Origin of the sequence: Modicisalibacter xianhensis, from assembly GCF_900113605.1 — a bacterium.
Taxonomy (GTDB): Bacteria; Pseudomonadota; Gammaproteobacteria; order Pseudomonadales; family Halomonadaceae; genus Modicisalibacter; species Modicisalibacter xianhensis.
The window spans coordinates 286,339-302,249 of record NZ_FOPY01000003.1; the positions used below are offsets into that span (position 1 = coordinate 286,339).

At 60.5% G+C, this 15,911-nt stretch carries 13 protein-coding genes and 1 other RNA gene; 11 read left to right on the plus strand and 3 right to left on the minus strand.

Translation table 11 applies throughout. The annotated features are described in order from the left end of the window. Window positions 1-52 precede the first annotated feature (52 nt). Window positions 53-2,077, minus strand: coding sequence for a hypothetical protein (locus BM194_RS04750; RefSeq protein WP_092844220.1), 2,025 nt, complete (start codon window positions 2,075-2,077; stop codon window positions 53-55). Window positions 2,078-2,098: 21 nt separating this feature from the next. Further along, complete coding sequence (locus BM194_RS04755) at window positions 2,099-3,322, minus strand: ATP-grasp domain-containing protein (protein WP_092844221.1); 1,224 nt, start codon at window positions 3,320-3,322, stop codon at window positions 2,099-2,101. A gap of 290 nt (window positions 3,323-3,612) precedes the next feature. On the opposite strand from BM194_RS04755, the gene ffs reads away from it, so the two are divergent. From ffs to BM194_RS04790, 7 genes are all read left to right on the plus strand, one after another. After that, an RNA gene (gene ffs / locus BM194_RS04760) (signal recognition particle sRNA small type) lies at window positions 3,613-3,709 on the plus strand. Between the two features lie 140 nt (window positions 3,710-3,849). Beyond that, complete coding sequence (dnaX, locus tag BM194_RS04765; RefSeq protein WP_092844223.1) at window positions 3,850-5,901, plus strand: DNA polymerase III subunit gamma/tau; 2,052 nt, start codon at window positions 3,850-3,852, stop codon at window positions 5,899-5,901. Window positions 5,902-5,926: 25 nt separating this feature from the next. Continuing rightward, window positions 5,927-6,253: a YbaB/EbfC family nucleoid-associated protein gene (locus BM194_RS04770; RefSeq protein ID WP_092844225.1), complete on the plus strand. Its 327-nt coding sequence runs from the start codon at window positions 5,927-5,929 to the stop codon at window positions 6,251-6,253. After that, complete coding sequence (gene recR / locus BM194_RS04775) at window positions 6,253-6,858, plus strand: recombination mediator RecR (protein WP_092844227.1); 606 nt, start codon at window positions 6,253-6,255, stop codon at window positions 6,856-6,858. The genes BM194_RS04770 and recR overlap by 1 nt, the downstream gene beginning before the upstream one ends. Before the next feature lie 36 nt (window positions 6,859-6,894). Then, window positions 6,895-8,040, plus strand: a complete 1,146-nt coding sequence (gene rnd / locus BM194_RS04780) for a ribonuclease D (protein ID WP_092844229.1) — start codon at window positions 6,895-6,897, stop codon at window positions 8,038-8,040. Between the two features lies 1 nt (window position 8,041). Then, a complete protein-coding gene (locus BM194_RS04785) occupies window positions 8,042-8,332 on the plus strand; it encodes a YcgL domain-containing protein (RefSeq protein ID WP_092844231.1) in 291 nt (96 codons plus the stop codon). Next, window positions 8,332-8,781 carry a YcgN family cysteine cluster protein gene (locus BM194_RS04790; protein ID WP_092844233.1) on the plus strand — a complete coding sequence of 150 codons (450 nt, stop codon included), beginning with the start codon at window positions 8,332-8,334 and terminating at the stop codon, window positions 8,779-8,781. Before BM194_RS04785 ends, BM194_RS04790 begins: the two co-directional genes overlap by 1 nt. Window positions 8,782-8,854: 73 nt before the next feature. Here BM194_RS04790 and BM194_RS04795 read toward each other — a convergent pair whose 3' ends face one another. Continuing rightward, the gene (locus BM194_RS04795) at window positions 8,855-10,909 is read right to left on the minus strand and encodes a S9 family peptidase (RefSeq protein WP_092844235.1); all 2,055 of its coding nucleotides are present in this window, start codon (window positions 10,907-10,909) and stop codon (window positions 8,855-8,857) included. A 47-nt stretch (window positions 10,910-10,956) separates the two neighbouring features. On the opposite strand from BM194_RS04795, the gene BM194_RS04800 reads away from it, so the two are divergent. The 4 genes from BM194_RS04800 (at window position 10,957) to BM194_RS04815 (ending at window position 15,818) form a co-directional block, all read left to right on the plus strand. Continuing rightward, complete coding sequence (locus BM194_RS04800) at window positions 10,957-11,385, plus strand: hypothetical protein (protein WP_092844237.1); 429 nt, start codon at window positions 10,957-10,959, stop codon at window positions 11,383-11,385. 9 nt (window positions 11,386-11,394) lie between these two features. Then, window positions 11,395-13,197 (plus strand): vWA domain-containing protein, encoded by a 1,803-nt coding sequence (locus tag BM194_RS04805; RefSeq protein ID WP_092844239.1) that lies wholly within the window; start codon window positions 11,395-11,397, stop codon window positions 13,195-13,197. Beyond that, window positions 13,190-14,002 carry a class II glutamine amidotransferase gene (locus tag BM194_RS04810; protein WP_092844241.1) on the plus strand — a complete coding sequence of 271 codons (813 nt, stop codon included), beginning with the start codon at window positions 13,190-13,192 and terminating at the stop codon, window positions 14,000-14,002. Before BM194_RS04805 ends, BM194_RS04810 begins: the two co-directional genes overlap by 8 nt. Window positions 14,003-14,162: 160 nt before the next feature. Next, entirely contained in the window at window positions 14,163-15,818 is a 1,656-nt protein-coding gene (locus tag BM194_RS04815) for an AMP-binding protein (protein WP_092844243.1), read from the plus strand. Window positions 15,819-15,911: the final 93 nt, after the last annotated feature.

Below are 15,911 nucleotides of genomic sequence, written 5' to 3' on the forward strand. Positions count from 1 at the left end.
AGCGAAGCCCCCGGTAGCTTGCCGCTACCGGGGGCTTAGTCATTCAAGAGAGTCAAAAATCAGTCGGGGGCGGGGCTGCCTGGAGGCCTTCCGGTGGTTGCCGGTCTGCTCCCCAACTGCGCTGTACCTTGGCTATGACGGTTTCGATGCTTTGGGGATCGACATTCGAAAGGTCGCCTGGCTCGAGCGGGTCATAGTGGAAGATGTACAGCCGGGAAGCGAAATCTTCGAAGGGTAGTGAGGACTCACCGAAGCGCTCGCCATGCCCTGAGGTGCTGACTACGACCTCATCGCCCCAGTCCTGACCACTGTCGTTATTGGGGTTGAAAAAGTACATGCGCATGACCTGCTGGGGATCGAGGCTCACCCGCAACAGAGTGATGGCATGCCAGCCAATGAAGCGTGCCGCGCTGTCGGTTACGGCGATACCGGCCGGCTGGGGATGAATCAGCGGTTGGTTGCCGTTGTAGAACGGATGGTAGCTGGCATAGAAGTGGCGCAGGAATTCGTCGAGGCGGTAGAGGTGGCCTGTCGCGATATCCACGGCAATGCGAAAGCCGCGCCCGGTCCACCAGCCATGAAACTCCGGATTGATCCAGCGATGGGGGTCTGCGTCGCGGCCGATGCAGCGTCGCCCCATTTCCGCATAGATGCGATCCAGATGTGGCACGACCAACAAGGATACGGGGTCGAGGTCGATCGGCAACTGCTTGGCGACGCCCTCCGGATTTTCTCGCGATGACACCGGCTGCCCCTCGAAATGCATGATGATCTCATCATCGCGAGTGGCCCAAGCCACCATCTGCAGCAGATAGTCGGGGTCATTGTAGGACCACATCGATAGTGCGCGTGCCGACTGGCAGGTCGGGTTGTTGCCCTGGCCGACACCGAGCGGTTGACCCAGCATGCAGAGCACGCCTTCCATGAGACGGGCTTCCGGCGAGGGTGTGTCGCCAAAGGCGATGTGCAGACGCTGTTTGGAGTAGGGCGACAACGGCAGGGCGACCTGTCGCCATAGTGCAGGAGCGACCGGGGGTTGGTAGAGAATGCCTCGTTCCAGCAGCAGGGCCAGGCCGTAGAGGGATTGCGGCGTCTGCGGGTGTACGCCAAGGTCGACCATGGCATGCACCAGCTCTCGGTAACAGAGCAGACAGTCGCGGCCCGTGCTGGAAAGCCCGAGCGCCTCACTCAGCAGGTGGTCGCCACGGTCGAGCAGAAAGCGCACCAACTGAGTGTGGTAGGGCGAGACGAGGCCCGTGTCGTGCATGGCCCGCGCGAAACCAGTGGCCTCGTATTGCAGGGCCACGTTGTCCATGGCTTCCAGGCGCTGCTGATAGATATCGAGACCCGGATCTTCGCGGCAGCCATTCGTGGTTCCGAAAAGACTACTTATCAGCCGGTCGGCGCCTTGGCCACTGCTGCCCAATTCGATGTTGGGATTGGCCTGGCAGGCAGCGATCTGCAGGATCATCTGCTTGACGGCATCGACCTGGATGGGGCGCTGCTCGAGGATGCGCCAGATCTCGTCGATCAGCTTGTCGACAATGTGCTCATAGCCAATGCCATCGGCCAGATACTGGAACAGGCGTCTCGTTAGCAATGCCAGGTTGCCCTGGCGCGTTCGCTCGGCCTCACTGGGAGGCATGAATAACAATTCCAGGTTGAGCGCGAGTACCTGGGTCAGGTGATGGTGCGCCTGCTGCTGAGAAATCGAAGGATGCTGGTAGTGGCCACGGGCGACCGCCATCATGCGCAGCTCGCTCAAGGCCTCGAGCATGACGGTTTCTGTCGCCGAGGCAGTCAGCGAATGCTTGGCCAGGGCGGGCAGCAGAATCTGAGGGTGTGCCCAATCCGACCCTTCGAATATGCCGGCGGATTCCAGGGTGGGGAGGCGGCTTTCGAGCACTTCGCAGCCGCCCTCGGCCATCAGAACGCGACGAGCGGCGTGCAGAACACGACCGCTCTTGAGCGCCTTGGCAAACGTGCTGGTCTGGGCCAATGCCTGTATGGCATCGTCCAGCTTGGCCAGCAATGCGTTCAACTCCCCACCGCCGGGGATATGTTCTTCGTTGCTCAAACAGACTCCTCTCTCACCGAATCAGACATAGAAGTCAAGGTCTTCCTGATGCTTGAGAAGATCACGCATCGTATGCGGATCGTCGCCGAAGAAATAGATCAAGCCCCAGTGAGTTCCGAACGCCGTACGCTTGGTAACGGTTTCCTCGAGCGGCGGCGTCAGTTCGTGTGACTCGAAATACTCATGCTGCTCGGTTTCCTCGGGTATTTCCAGTCGGCTGACGACGCGACGGCGTGGGTATACGCCGAAACACCCGGCATAGCCCTTGGCATCCACCACCTCTTGAGGGAAGAAGGCGGTAATCTCTTCCTCGGTGGTCTTGGGGTCGAAGGACAGCACCAGGCCCTGATAGGCGTTGAAGCCATAGGCGCGTTCGAGCAATTCGAATACCTTGAAGCCAGGCGGGCGATAAGCCACTTCGCCAAAATACATTTCGCCGTCACTAGTAACGAAGTATTCAGGATGGATGAATCCGAACTGGATATCGAATGTCTTGATGAGTTTTTCGATCTGCGCCTTGATTTGCGGCCGGTATTTTTCCAACTCCGGTGTGGCGGGCACGAACACTGAATAGCCCAGGGTAACGTATTCCGAAATGTTCAAGAAGCGGATCTTGCCGTCATGGATCCACGCTTCGACGGCAAATTCCCAGCCGTCCAGATGGCTTTCCATCAGTACGGGAAATTCTTCCTCTGGAATGGTATCGATTTCGTCCGGTGTGCGAATCACGCGATGGCCCAGGCAGCCCGCCTTGTCGAAGGCCTTGAGGTGAATGGGGTCGTTGGGATCGCCGTCGAGCTTGAGCAGGGTCTGGTTGACACGCTTGAGAAAGCGAACCACATCGTCGCGGTCATGAGCTTCCTCGAAGATCCCTACGCGAATCCCGCCCAACTGTGCACGCCGCTTCATCAGTGCCTTGTCGCGGAACAGAATGGATTGGCCATATAGCCGAGGATTATCCATTAGCACGGAGTTGATCGCACCGGCCCATTCCACGGTTTCCTCGAACAGCGGAATGGCTACGTCCACGCCCATGTCCTTGAGCGTTTCGGCAATTTCCATGGAGCGGTCGTTCAGACGCTCGAAATTCCACGGAAGGTAGGGGATGGAATGCTGTTCGCAATATTCCTGAGCCCAGTCGGGGGCAACGATGACATAGCGCCGGTCAAAGCGTTCCAGAGCCTCGATGGCATTGAGGCTCCAGCCTAGCATGGCCACGTAACCTTTTTCCGGATTCTTGTCCATTATGCTGCTCCTTTTTTGTGTGACTTATGAGCGAAGGTAAATGGCTTTTCGCTCAGTAGCTTTAAAGGTAGCAGCCGCTGAGGTTAATAAAATGCCAAACTTTTCGTTAAATCTTTCTAATGCTTTTATTCGTTAAATAAAAAGTAAGGCCTTTATGCAGGATGGCCATAACCTCCAGGCTTGATCGTGCCCCCTTGGGCTGTTATAGTGCTGCCTCGTTCCACAAGGCCTTGAAGAACAAGCGCTTGTGGTCGCCTGGGCAAACAGCTTCAGGCGCGTTTGTGGTGGCCCATCGGTCCTCCCGCAACGCTAAACCGCGAACCCCGCCAGGCCCGGAAGGGAGCAACGGTAGTGGTGGCTGCGTGTGCCGGGATGTGGCTGGTGGGCCGCCTCCATTTCAGGCCTCCGCCTCTCTCCGCCGCGCTTTTCGCCTCTCCCCAAGCCGTTTAGAATAGATCGCTTCGTTCACTGTTATCGATGGCTGCCATTGGCATGCCTGGTCCAAGAGTCGAGGACATCCCCGCCGCATGAGCTATCAGGTACTGGCCCGCAAGTGGCGCCCACGCACCTTCCATGAATTGGTCGGACAGGAGCATGTCCAGCGTGCCTTGGTCAATGCGCTGGACCAAGGGCGGTTGCATCATGCCTATCTGTTCACCGGCACCCGTGGGGTAGGCAAGACCACCTTGGCGCGTATCCTGGCCAAGTGCCTCAACTGCGAGAGCGGCGTGACTTCGTCGCCCTGTGGCCAGTGCGGTACCTGTCGCGAAATCGATGATGGCCGCTTCGTCGATTTGATCGAAGTCGATGCGGCGTCACGAACCAAGGTCGAAGACACCCGGGAACTACTCGATAACGTGCAGTACGCGCCAACGCATGGGCGCTACAAGGTGTACCTCATCGACGAGGTGCACATGCTTTCGACGCACAGCTTCAATGCGCTGCTCAAGACGCTCGAGGAACCGCCGCCCCACGTCAAGTTCCTGCTGGCAACCACCGATCCGCAGAAACTGCCTGTCACGGTACTGTCGCGCTGCCTGCAGTTCACGCTCAAGAACATGCCGCCCGAGCGTATCGTGGAGCACTTGGCCAAGGTGCTTCAGGCAGAAGGGGTGCCGTTCGAGGATAGTGCGCTCTGGCTGCTCGGCAAGGCGGCCGACGGCTCCATGCGCGATGCCATGAGTCTCACGGACCAGGCAATTGCCTTTGGGCAGGGGGAGATCGCACGCGCCGATGTGGCGGCCATGCTCGGCACGCTCGATCATCGACACCTGCTGGCTCTGGTCGAAGCATTGGCCGAGGTCGATGCAGCGCGTGTGCTGGCGGAAATTGCCAGCCTGGCTGAGCAGGGGCCCGATTTTGCCGGGGTGCTTGACGACCTGACCGGCGTGTTTCATCGCTTGGCCATTGCCCAGATGGTGCCTGAGGCCCTCGACAACGGACATGGTGATCGAGACGCACTCCTGACGTTGGCGGTACGCTTCACGGCTGAAGACGTCCAGCTTTATTACCAGATCGGCCTACAGGGTCGCGCCGACATGGACAGCGCTCCGGATGCTCGCACCGCCCTGGAAATGACCTTGCTGCGCATGCTGGCCTTCCGCCCTCAGGGCGTACCCAAACCGGCGCAGACACCGTTGCCGCTGCGAGGACAGGGCGAGCACAGCTCCACGCACGATGGCACGGCTGCCGGTGGCGCCCCGGTGACACCTGGTCGCCCTGCTGTGCAGGCCCCCCGGCAAGCCGAACCGGCAGTATCTCCCGTCCCGGAAGCTATGGCGTCGATGCCTTCAGCTCCCAAAATGCCATCGTCCGATGCCTCGATCCTGCAGCCGCCGGTATCCGAGCCGCAAGACGATATGAATGTGTCCAGCGATTCGGCCAGCAGCGGGCACGCCGAGGCGCCTCCCCCCTGGGAATACCCTGACGAGGGCGTGCCGGTTGCTTCCCGGCAGGAGGGGAACCCCGCCGAAGGCGACGCTTCGTTGCCCGTGGCTGCCGACGTGGAGCCCGTAGGGAAGCCTATGGCGGAGCCGCTTCCTGAGCCGACTACGCCCCTCCCCGAGGAGGTGGCTCCGCCAGCCCCCCCGCGGGACACGGCACCCGTGTCGGAAAACGTATCGCCCGTGGTGACGGCGCATGAGGAAGCATTGCAAACCCGTCAGCAACCGGGTCCCACTTCACTCGACCATGCCGCCTGGCTCGATCTGTTTCCCCGCTTGAGCCTGGCTGGTCTGACGCGCAATCTGGCAGCACATTGCATTGTCGACCATGATGACGGCCAGACAGTGCAGTTGCGTTTGGCACCGAGCCAGGCCGCAATGAATGCCGAGGTGCATGTCGAGCGGGTACGACAGGCTCTGGCCGACGCCGGTATCGTGCGGCGCGTGACCATAGAGCCTGCCGAGCACCCCGAGGGGATCGAGACACCCAAGGCGCGAAGCGATCGCGAGGCTGCGGAGCGTCATGCCGCAGCGGTTGAAGCGTTGCGCGATGACCCGCATATCCAGCAACTGGAACAGGCTTTCGGTGCGCGCCTGCTCGTACAGACCGTTTCGCCCCAGGGGCAAGCGGAGTGATTCATGACTTTTATGAGGTGACAGCATGTTCAAGGGCGGAATGGGCAACCTGATGAAGCAGGCCCAGGAAATGCAGGAAAAGATGCAGAAGGTCCAGGAAGAGATCGCTCAAGCCGAAGTGATGGGTGAAGCCGGGGCCGGCATGATCAAGGTGGTGATGAACGGGCGTCATGACGTCAGCAAGGTAGAGATCGATCCAAGCATCATGGAAGAAGACAAGGAAATGCTCGAGGACTTGCTGGCAGCCGCAGTCAATGATGCGGTCCGCAAGGTCGAGGCCAGTTCAAAAGCCAAGATGGAAGAGGCCACATCGGGGCTTAACCTGCCACCCGGTTTCAAGATGCCGTTCTGATGAGCTTCTCGCCTCTCGTCGACCGGCTGCTCGAGTCCTTGCGGGTGTTACCTGGGGTAGGACCGAAGACGGCTCAGCGCATGGCTTTGCACCTTCTCGAGCGGGATAGGGAAGGTGGCCGTCGACTGGCCAGTGTGCTCGATCAGGCGCTGGAGCATGTTGGCTATTGTCGGCGCTGCCGTACCCTGACCGAGGAAGCCTTATGCTCGATCTGCAGCAGTTCGCGGCGTGACGGCTCGGTATTGTGCATCGTCGAGTCGCCGGCGGACCTGCTGGCCATCGAGGACGCGGGGGGGTATCGCGGCTACTATTATGTACTGCATGGCCACCTGTCGCCCCTGGATGGCATCGGTCCCGAGGATATCGGGCTCGATCAGCTCGAGGCTCGCCTCGACGAGGGTGGGGTCGAAGAGGTGATCCTGGCTACCAACCCGACCGTCGAGGGCGAGGCGACCGCACACTATATCGCCGAGCAGATCCGCGAGCGCGGCCTGAGGCTATCACGACTTGCGTACGGCTTGCCCATGGGCGGCGAGCTGGAGTATGTCGATGGTGGCACATTGAGCCGGGCCTTCAACGGGCGTCAGCCGTTTCTCGGCGAATGACGCACCGCCACTGAATCCAACCAGATAATTGACGCAATGCCTGTTGATCCCGACATCCAATGGGTGGACACCCCTGATGCCTTGAACCAAGCCTGCGAGGCGCTGGCAACGGTGTCGTTCCTGGCCGTGGATACCGAGTTTATCCGCGAGTCCAGTTTCCACCCGATTCCTGCCTTGATCCAGTTGACGGGAGGCGACACGGTATATCTGGTCGACCCCCAGGCGCTGGAAGCCAATGATGCCATGCGTCGCCTGCTGGGCCGGGAAGGGCCGGTCAAGCTGCTGCATGCCTGCAGCGAAGACCTGGAAGTGCTGGCCAAGTGGTCCGGTGTCATCGTGCAGCCAATGATCGATACCCAGCTGGCTCAGGGCATGCTGGGCGAGACACCGGCCATGGGCTATCAGCGCCTGGTCGAACACTGGACGGGAGATGTCCTGCCAAAGGACGAGACGCGTTCCGACTGGCTTGAGCGCCCATTGAGCGATGCGCAGTGTCGCTACGCTGCACTGGATGTGGTCTATCTCCTGCCGATCTGGCAGTTGCAGCGCCAGGCGTTGGAAGAAAGGGGCCGCCTGACATGGCTCGAGGCTGACTGTGGCGAACTCGTCAGCCAGGCCCAGCGCAGTGACGAAAACGATGAAGAATGGTATCGACGGCATCGCCAGCTGTGGCGGCTGGATCCGCGCTCGGTTGCCGCCTACCAGCGGTTGACGGCATGGCGCGAAGCCCAGGTGCGCCAGCGCGACATGCCGCGGAACTGGCTGGTCAGTGACAAAGTGCTGTACTCCATCGCCGAGTCGCTGCCCGCCAATCGTTATGAGCTGGCACAGGTGGAAGGGGTCAAGCCGACCCTGGTCAAGAGCGAGGGAGACGTCTTGCTGGCTATCCTACGCGAAGTGATCCATCTCGAGCCGGAAGCGCTGCCGACGGCCTTGCCCTCGCCGATGTCGGGCCCATTCAAGCGTCGCCTGAAGCGGCTCAAGGGCTGCGTCAGCGAGACCGCCGATCGGCTGGGTGTTGCACCGGAACTACTGGCACGGCGGCGTGACCTCGAAGCGCTGGTCGTGGCCGACCTGGAGCAATTGCCATTGCCGCTACCCGATGGGTGGCGGGGCGAACTGCTTACTGAACCCTTCGAAAAGGCGCTGGAAGCCATTGCCAGTGAAGTCGAGAGGAACTGACATGCGCAAGATGGTTTGCGAAATCTTCAAGAGTCCCCTGAAGGATGAAATGTATCTTTACGTGGACAAGCGTCACGGCTTGCAGGATGTGCCGGAAGCCTTGCTCGAACGCTTTGGGAAGCCAGTGTCGGTGATGACGATGATCCTGACCGAGGATAAGGTCCTGGCGCGTGCCGAGGCGAGCAGGATCATGGCGGCGATCGATGACAAGGGATTCTACCTGCAGATGCCGCCAGCCAAGGAAGAATATCTGCTCGATCTGTATCGTACCCCGACGCAGGCCAGATACTGATGCGTGAGCGATTCTGGGAACGTTTTCCGCTCGAGTCGATGGATGACGAAGAATGGGAAGCGCTCTGCGACGGTTGTGGACAGTGCTGCCTGCTCAAGCTCGAAGATGAGGACAGTGGCGATGTCGTCACCCTCGATCTTGCCTGCCGTCTACTGGACATTGCTCAGTGTCGTTGCAGTGATTACTCCAACCGTTTTTCACGCGTGCCAGGCTGCACCAAGCTTAGCCTGGATAACTTGCCGGCGTTTCGCTGGCTCCCCGACACTTGCGCCTATCGGCGCTTGCACGAAGGGCGTGGATTGACTGACTGGCATCCGCTGGTCACTGGTGATCGCGCAAGCGTGCAGCGAGCCGGGGTGGGCGTGGCACACTTTGCGGTTCCGGAAGGCAGCGTGCCCGACGACGAGCTTGAAGACCATATCATTGCCGTGCTGCCCATAGCTGATTGACCCAGCCCGAAGGCCCAGCCGGATAGACCCGGCCATGCTCGCCATGGCTGGGTCTTTTTCGTTCATGAACTGGTCACTGCTCGCCTTTGCCCAGCGCCCAGAGTATGAAGGCATCTTGCCGGGCAACGTCTCTCCATGCCTTGAAGCGACCCGACGCGCCGCCATGGCCCGAAGTCATGTCGGTACGCAGCAGAACCGGCCCACGCGCCGTACCCAACTCGCTGAGGCGGGCATAGAGCTTGGCCGGCTCCCAGTAAGGTACCCGTGAGTCGTGCCAGCTGCCCTGCAGGAACACGCTGGGGTAGGGGCGTGCGGCCAGGTTATCGAGCGGCGAATAGGCATGGATGCGTCGCCGCGCATCGGGCTCGTCGGGGTTGCCCCACTCGGTATATTCCGCTGTCGTCAAAGGCAGGTCGGGATTCTCCATGGTGCGCAGTACATCAACGAAGGGAACATCGAGCACGGCGGCACAGAACGCTTCGGGATCGAGATTCAGGCTGGCACCGACCAGTAGCCCACCGGCACTTGCACCGTAGGCGGCAATGCGATGCCCATCGGCCAGTTCGGATGTGACCAATGCATCGCGGGCCGCAAGAAAGTCACGAAAGCTGTTTTCCTTGTGCTCGAGCTTGCCGGCCAGGTACCAGGGTTCGCCGCGGTCGCCACCGCCCCTGACATGGGCGACGGCGAATGCCACGCCGCGCTCGAGGAGTTCGAGGCGGGCCACCGAGAACCAAGGGTCGAGCACCTCGCCATAAGCGCCGTATCCATAGAGCAGAGTTGGCAGAGGATGCGTGCCGAGCAAGTCGGCACGAGCCACTACCGACACCGGGATACGCTCGCCGTCATGGGCGATGGCCCAGATGCGCCGGCAGACGAGCGCCTCGGGAAGGAGGCTGCCGTGGATCGGCATGCGCTTCAATAGCTTGCGTTCATCGCTGTCGAGGTCATGTTCGACCCAACGTGCCGGCAAGGTGAAGGATTCCTCGCGAAGGCGCAGGCGCCGCGAGAAAAAGTCAGGGGTATCGCCCAGCATCAGGCTGCAGGGGGTATCGGCCAGAGGCAGGTAGCGGTCTTCGCCGATGGTGTGTCGGGCATCGAAGGCCAGGACGCGCAGCAGCACCTGGGCTTGTTCGTGATCGCGCTCGGTGAGCACCAGGCCCCAATCGAAGGCATCGACCCCTTCCAAGGTATGGTCCTGGCGATGGTCGAGCAGTGGCTGCCAGTGGGCGGGGTTGCGTTCATCGGCGACATCGAGCCGAAAGTGCGGGGCAGCGCGGTTATGCAGAATGTAAAAGTGTCCGGGACGATGCTCGATGCTGTATTCGACGCCATTCTCGCGAGGGCGGATGCAACTCGGGGGAGTCGCTGGTGAAAGCGCTGGTATCAGATGGCATTCTGAAGTGTCCTTGGAGGCAGTTTCCAGTACCAGCCAAGCCTTCGAGCGTGTCTTGCCCAGGCCGACCCAGAATTCGGGGTCGGGCTCCTCGAAAATGCATGTCGGCGTTTCGTCATCCCGGGTTACACGCCAAACGCTAGAGGGACGCTGCGTGGCATCGTAGCGCGTGAAAAGCAGGGTCCGGTTGTCCTCCGCCCAGGTCAGCTCGGGGCCAATGTCCGTCAGCATTCGGTGTGGCTCGCCATCGGGCAAGCGGCGCAGGTTAAGCTCGAAGAATTCGTCGCCTCGGCGATCCTCGGTCCAGGCAAGCCAGCCTTCATCGGGTGAAATTGCCAGATCGCCAAGCTCCAGATAGTGATGCTCGCTGGAACGCTGCTCAAGATCGAGCAGGCACTCACGTTGGTCAGGATGCTGGTTAGGGTGGCGCCACCACACCGGATAGTCGGCATCCGCCGCGGTCTCGCTCCAGTAGGTGTAGCGTGCCAATGGTGTCTTCAACCCGTCGACGGCCAGCTCCCGGCGCGCCAGATGGCCTTGATATAACGCTTCCATCAAGGGTTCGAGTGATGACAGTGTCTCATCGCTCTGCGCATTCACGGCTTCCAGAAAACGGCGAACCTCGGGGTCGTCACGGTTTTCCAGCCAGTGCCAGTCGGGATCGTCGGCACGCGCGAAGCGGGCAACAGGTGATTCGATGTTCGACGAATGGATCGGCGGCTGTGCTTTCATTGGGTGCGGTGTACCATGATGGGCAAATGAGTCAAGGAAATAAGCTGATGCTAATATCCGATTCCATACCATTGCTATGGCTGTGCTACGTGGCATTGTCGCTCGTTGTCCTGCTGACTGGCTACCTTGCCATTCGTTGGTTGCCGCGATTGCCGAAATTTGCCATTACAGGAGTAGTGGCCGGCCTGGTGTGGGTGCCTGCCGGTTTCACCTTGACCCGGCTGGAGGGGCAGGCCACCTATGAAGGCCTGGCGCCGGCCGTCGTGGTATCCAGCGTGGCGTTCCTGCAGCACGATAGTGAGGCCATGCAAGGCGCAATGACATTGCTGCTGCTGGGAGCAGGCATCGGTGCGGCGCTGGGCGTGATGCTATGGGCGGCGCTGAGACGTCGCGCCGACGATGATAATGATGACGCAGGGGAACGCGGTGACCCGGTCAGAGCCGCTCAGGATCGCCGGGAGCCGTCGATAAGATAAGGAAACTCGATGCGAAGTTTGATCGCTGCGATAGTCGTATCGCTATTGGCCTGGGCTGGCCAGGGATGGGCCCAGGAGCGCCCCGATGTACGCCTGCTGGTGGATGTCTCCGGCAGCATGAAGCAGAACGATCCCAACCGGTTGAGCGGGAGCGGCCTGGAGCTGCTGGTGTCGCTGATGCCATCCGGGGTAAGCAGCGGTCTCTGGACGTTTGGCAGCGACGTGTCGAACATCCTTCCCACCACTCAGGTGGATCCGGCCTGGCGCCAGCGGGCCTTGGCATTGAAACCCGCACTCGTCGACTATCAGCAATATACCGATATCGAGCAGGCCATTCGCACGGTCGCCAATGCTCGACCGGCATCCGGGGAAAGGCATCTGATCCTGCTGACTGACGGTGTGGTCGACGTACCGGCACCGCGTGGCGACAAGCGGGCCGCCGATGCTGCGTCACGGCGCCGTCTGCTCGAGGACTTAGCTCCTGAATTGGCCGAGCAGGGCGTGGTAATCCATACGATCGCCTTTTCGCCCGGCGTCGATCTGTCACTGGTCGAACAGTTATCGACGATGACTAGCGGGCTGGTCACAGTGGCGGAGAACCCGGAAGCGCTGCTGCGTGCCTTTCTCGATGTGCTCGATCGCATCTTCCCGGTCGATCAGGTGCCTTTGCAGGAAAATCGCTTCACCATCGACGATCGGGTCGATTCCTTCTCGGCGCTATTGTTCCATGAGCCTGGCGAATCGGGACTGACGCTGATTGGACCCGGTGGGCAGCGCTATAGTGCAGAGGATCATCCCGAGTCTATCCAGTGGCAGGCTCAGGATCGCTTCGACGTGATTACCGTGACATCACCCGAGGCCGGGGAATGGCGCATCGAAGGAGAGATCGGCGGCGATAGCCGCATCAATATCGACTCATCCTTGACGCTGCGCACGCGTGAACTGCCCACGACCCTGTACCAGGGGTTCCAGACGCCAATCGAGGCCTGGATGGAGTCCAAGGGGACCCCGTTGACCGAAGAGCAGGCCGTCGGGCTCGAGATTGTCGCCGAGTTGCGTACCACGAACGGCGATGTCATCGAAGCCGTGCCGCTGCAGCGTGAAAACGGGCACTATCAGGGGACGCTGCCATCGCTGGAGACGTTGGGCAATGCACGCCTGTCGGTCACAGCCGAGGGCGAGGGGTATATTCGGCAGTTGCATCAGGCAGTCAACATCCTGCCGGCCATCGAGGCCCGGCTCGATGAGGAGGCTGGGCGCGTCATTCTGCGCTCCGAGCATCCACATATCGACGTGGACAACACCACCATAGAGGCGCAGCTCCAGGGTGAATCGCTCATGGCGGCACCGGTCGACGCCAAGCGCTGGCGCATTGTCCTGCCTCAGATCGATCCCAATGTCAGCGTGCCGATCACGCTCACTGCCCGTGTCGAGCTTGGAGGAGAAACCCGTGTTTTGAACTTGCCTGACTTGCAGCTCAACGCCGACGCCGGGACCGGCCTGGAAAGCGTCGGCTTTGGCGACGGGCTCAGCGGGCAGGCGTTGCCGGGGCAGGAGGCGCCGCCCCCCGAGCAGCCCTCGCTGGCCGATCGTTTCAGTGCGCTACTAAACCGGGCAGCCAATGCACTGCCGCAACAGGCGCAGGAGTTCTGGGAGGACAACCCCAGGCTGCAACAGTACTTTCAGGAACACCGCATGGCGCCCTGGTTCTGGCTGACCGCCGTGATTGCGGTCCTTGTGCTATTGATCGTGCAGCGTCGGCGCGTGTTGCATCGCCGTCGCGCAGTGCGTCGGGAGGAACCGCATGTGTGAGTTGCTGGGCATGAGCGCCAACGTGCCCACCGATATCTGTTTCAGTCTGACCGGGTTTCTGCATCGCGGTGGCGGCACCGGCCCGCATCGTGATGGGTGGGGAATTGCCTTTTACGAGGAAGGGGGCTACCGCGATTTTCGCGATCCGCATCCCTCGGTCGATTCGCCCATAGCCCGTTTGATCCGTGACTACCCGATCAAATCGCATGTCGTGATCAGCCATATCCGCCAGGCCAACGTGGGTGGCGTGCGCCTGGCCAATACCCATCCATTCACACGCGAAATGTGGGGGCGGCAGTGGTGCTATGCGCATAACGGCCAATTGAAGGGCTGGGAAGCGCTTGGCTTGCCATTTTACGCCCCGGTCGGCTCGACCGACAGCGAGCATGCATTCTGCTGGTTGATGGGGGAGTTGAGGCAACGTTTCCCCACGCCCCCGGCACAACCTGAGCGTCTCTGGGAAGCATTACACGAGCTCTGCGAGCACCTGCGCACGCTGGGCGTGTTCAATCTATTGCTCTCGGATGGGTATTACCTGTATTGCTTCTGCTCGACGAAGCTGGCCCACATCACGCGGCGTGCGCCTTTCGGCAAGGCACAGCTCAGCGATATCGAGATGGTGGTCGATTTCATCGAACATACCACCTGCCATGATGTGGTCTCCGTGATTGCCACCGAACCATTGACTGACAATGAGCGCTGGTGCCGCATGGAGCCGGGCGAAATGCTGGTATGGCGGCATGGCGAAATACAGGCGCGCTATGTCTCACGGATGACAGCTGAGGCTCCGCTGGTCAGTAAGTGAACGATTGTTTCAATCGTTCGTTTTACAGTGGGCCGGGCTTGTTATAAGGTGCGACTAATGCATGGATTCGCTGTCCAAGTCATGGGACGAATGCCATTTCCCTACCGATTTCGAGATAACAAGAGACCGATATCGATCGGTTCACTGCGGAGAACAGTCCATGAATCAGCACGCCAATGCCCCTGTCCTTTCCGGCCCCGCCCTCGAAGGGCTGGAGGATTACGCCTCGATCATGGATGTCTTCCATGCCTCGGTCAGGCGCTTCGCCGATAAACCGGCCTTCAGTTGCATGGGCAAAACACTGAGCTATGCCGAGCTGGATCAACTATCCGGTGATTTTGCCGCTTGGTTGCAGCACGAGACCGATCTCGAACCGGGTGACCGGATCGCCATTCAACTACCTAACCTGCTTCAGTTCCCGATTGCCGTATTTGGTGCCCTGCGTGCCGGCCTGGTGATCGTCAACACCAACCCGCTCTATACCGAGCGGGAGATGCAACACCAATTCTCGGATTCTGGCGCCAAGGCCATTCTGATTCTGGCTAACATGGCGGACAAGCTGGAGCGGGTCATTGCGCGTACCAAGATTCGCCATGTCCTGATCACCCAGATCGGCGACATACATGGCTTTCCCAAGCGCTTGCTGATCAACGCGGCGGTCAAGCACCTGAAGAAAATGGTACCGCGTTACTCGTTGCCGATGGCGGTGGGCTTTCGACAGGCGCTATCCAAGGGGCGTAGCCTGGAGCACCGCGAGGTCGTGCGCCAGCAAGAGGATGTGGCTGCACTTCAATACACGGGCGGAACGACCGGGCTGGCCAAGGGCACGATGCTGACGCACTGCAACCTTGTCGCCAATATGTTGCAGTCGCGCGCGGTGATTTCCGATGTGCTGGGCGAGGGCTGTGAAACGGTGATAGCACCGTTGCCGGTCTACCACATCTATACGTTTACCGTGAATTGTCTGTTCATGATGGAGACTGGCAACCACACCGTCCTCATACCCAACCCGCGCGATATCGATGGATTCATAAAGACGTTGAAGACCACGAAATACACCGGCTTCGTGGGTCTGAATACTCTCTTCAACGCGTTATGCAACCGCGAGGACTTCCGCAGTCTGGATTTTTCCTCGCTCAAGCTGACCATCTCGGGTGGCATGGCCCTGACCAAACCGGTCGCCAAGCGCTGGGAAGAGATTACGGGCTGCCCGGTAGCCGAAGGGTACGGCATGACCGAGACGTCGCCGGTGGTCTCTTTCAACCCGCCGCGCGCAATTCAACTGGGCACTATCGGCAAGCCGGTGCCCGGCACGTCGGTCAAGGTCGTCGATGGCGATGGCGAAGCTCTGCCCTTCGGTGAGGCCGGGGAGTTGTGCGTGAAAGGCCCTCAGGTCATGAGGGGGTACTGGAACCGTCCGGAGGATACGGCGGTGACGCTTGATGCGGAGGGCTGGATTCGTACCGGTGACATCGCCGTGCTGCAGGAGGACGGATATATACGGATCGTCGATCGCAAGAAGGACATGATCATCGTCTCGGGGTTCAACGTCTATCCCAACGAGATCGAGGATGTCGTGGCAGGGCATCCCGACGTGATCGAGGCCTGTGCTGTGGGGGTCCCCGACGAGACCAATGGCGAAGTGATCAAGCTGTTCGTCGTCTCGCGCAACGAGGCGCTGGATGCCGAAACGCTGCGTCAGTGGTGCCGCAAGCAGTTGACTGCCTACAAGGTGCCCAAGCTGATCGAGTTTCGCGACGAACTACCCAAGACCAACGTCGGCAAGGTCTTGCGGCGCGAGCTTCGCGACGCCTGATTGCCGATTGGCCGCCGCCATCGCTCTGGCGGTACAATAGCCTGTTCGCGCCGGCATGCCGACGCGAACAGGCTATTTTTATGATGCGAGGAT

Excerpts from the sequence above, each read along its gene's own strand:
- BM194_RS04755 (WP_092844221.1), bottom strand. The coding sequence starts at position 3,322 with ATGGACAAGAATCCGGAAAAAGGTTACGTGGCCATGCTAGGCTGGAGC.
- dnaX (WP_092844223.1), top strand. The coding sequence starts at position 3,850 with ATGAGCTATCAGGTACTGGCCCGCAAGTGGCGCCCACGCACCTTCCAT.
- BM194_RS04770 (WP_092844225.1), top strand. The coding sequence starts at position 5,927 with ATGTTCAAGGGCGGAATGGGCAACCTGATGAAGCAGGCCCAGGAAATG.
- recR (WP_092844227.1), top strand. The coding sequence starts at position 6,253 with ATGAGCTTCTCGCCTCTCGTCGACCGGCTGCTCGAGTCCTTGCGGGTG.
- rnd (WP_092844229.1), top strand. The coding sequence starts at position 6,895 with ATGCCTGTTGATCCCGACATCCAATGGGTGGACACCCCTGATGCCTTG.
- BM194_RS04785 (WP_092844231.1), top strand. The coding sequence starts at position 8,042 with ATGCGCAAGATGGTTTGCGAAATCTTCAAGAGTCCCCTGAAGGATGAA.
- BM194_RS04790 (WP_092844233.1), top strand. The coding sequence starts at position 8,332 with ATGCGTGAGCGATTCTGGGAACGTTTTCCGCTCGAGTCGATGGATGAC.
- BM194_RS04795 (WP_092844235.1), bottom strand. The coding sequence starts at position 10,909 with ATGAAAGCACAGCCGCCGATCCATTCGTCGAACATCGAATCACCTGTT.
- BM194_RS04800 (WP_092844237.1), top strand. The coding sequence starts at position 10,957 with ATGCTAATATCCGATTCCATACCATTGCTATGGCTGTGCTACGTGGCA.
- BM194_RS04805 (WP_092844239.1), top strand. The coding sequence starts at position 11,395 with ATGCGAAGTTTGATCGCTGCGATAGTCGTATCGCTATTGGCCTGGGCT.
- BM194_RS04810 (WP_092844241.1), top strand. The coding sequence starts at position 13,190 with ATGTGTGAGTTGCTGGGCATGAGCGCCAACGTGCCCACCGATATCTGT.
- BM194_RS04815 (WP_092844243.1), top strand. The coding sequence starts at position 14,163 with ATGAATCAGCACGCCAATGCCCCTGTCCTTTCCGGCCCCGCCCTCGAA.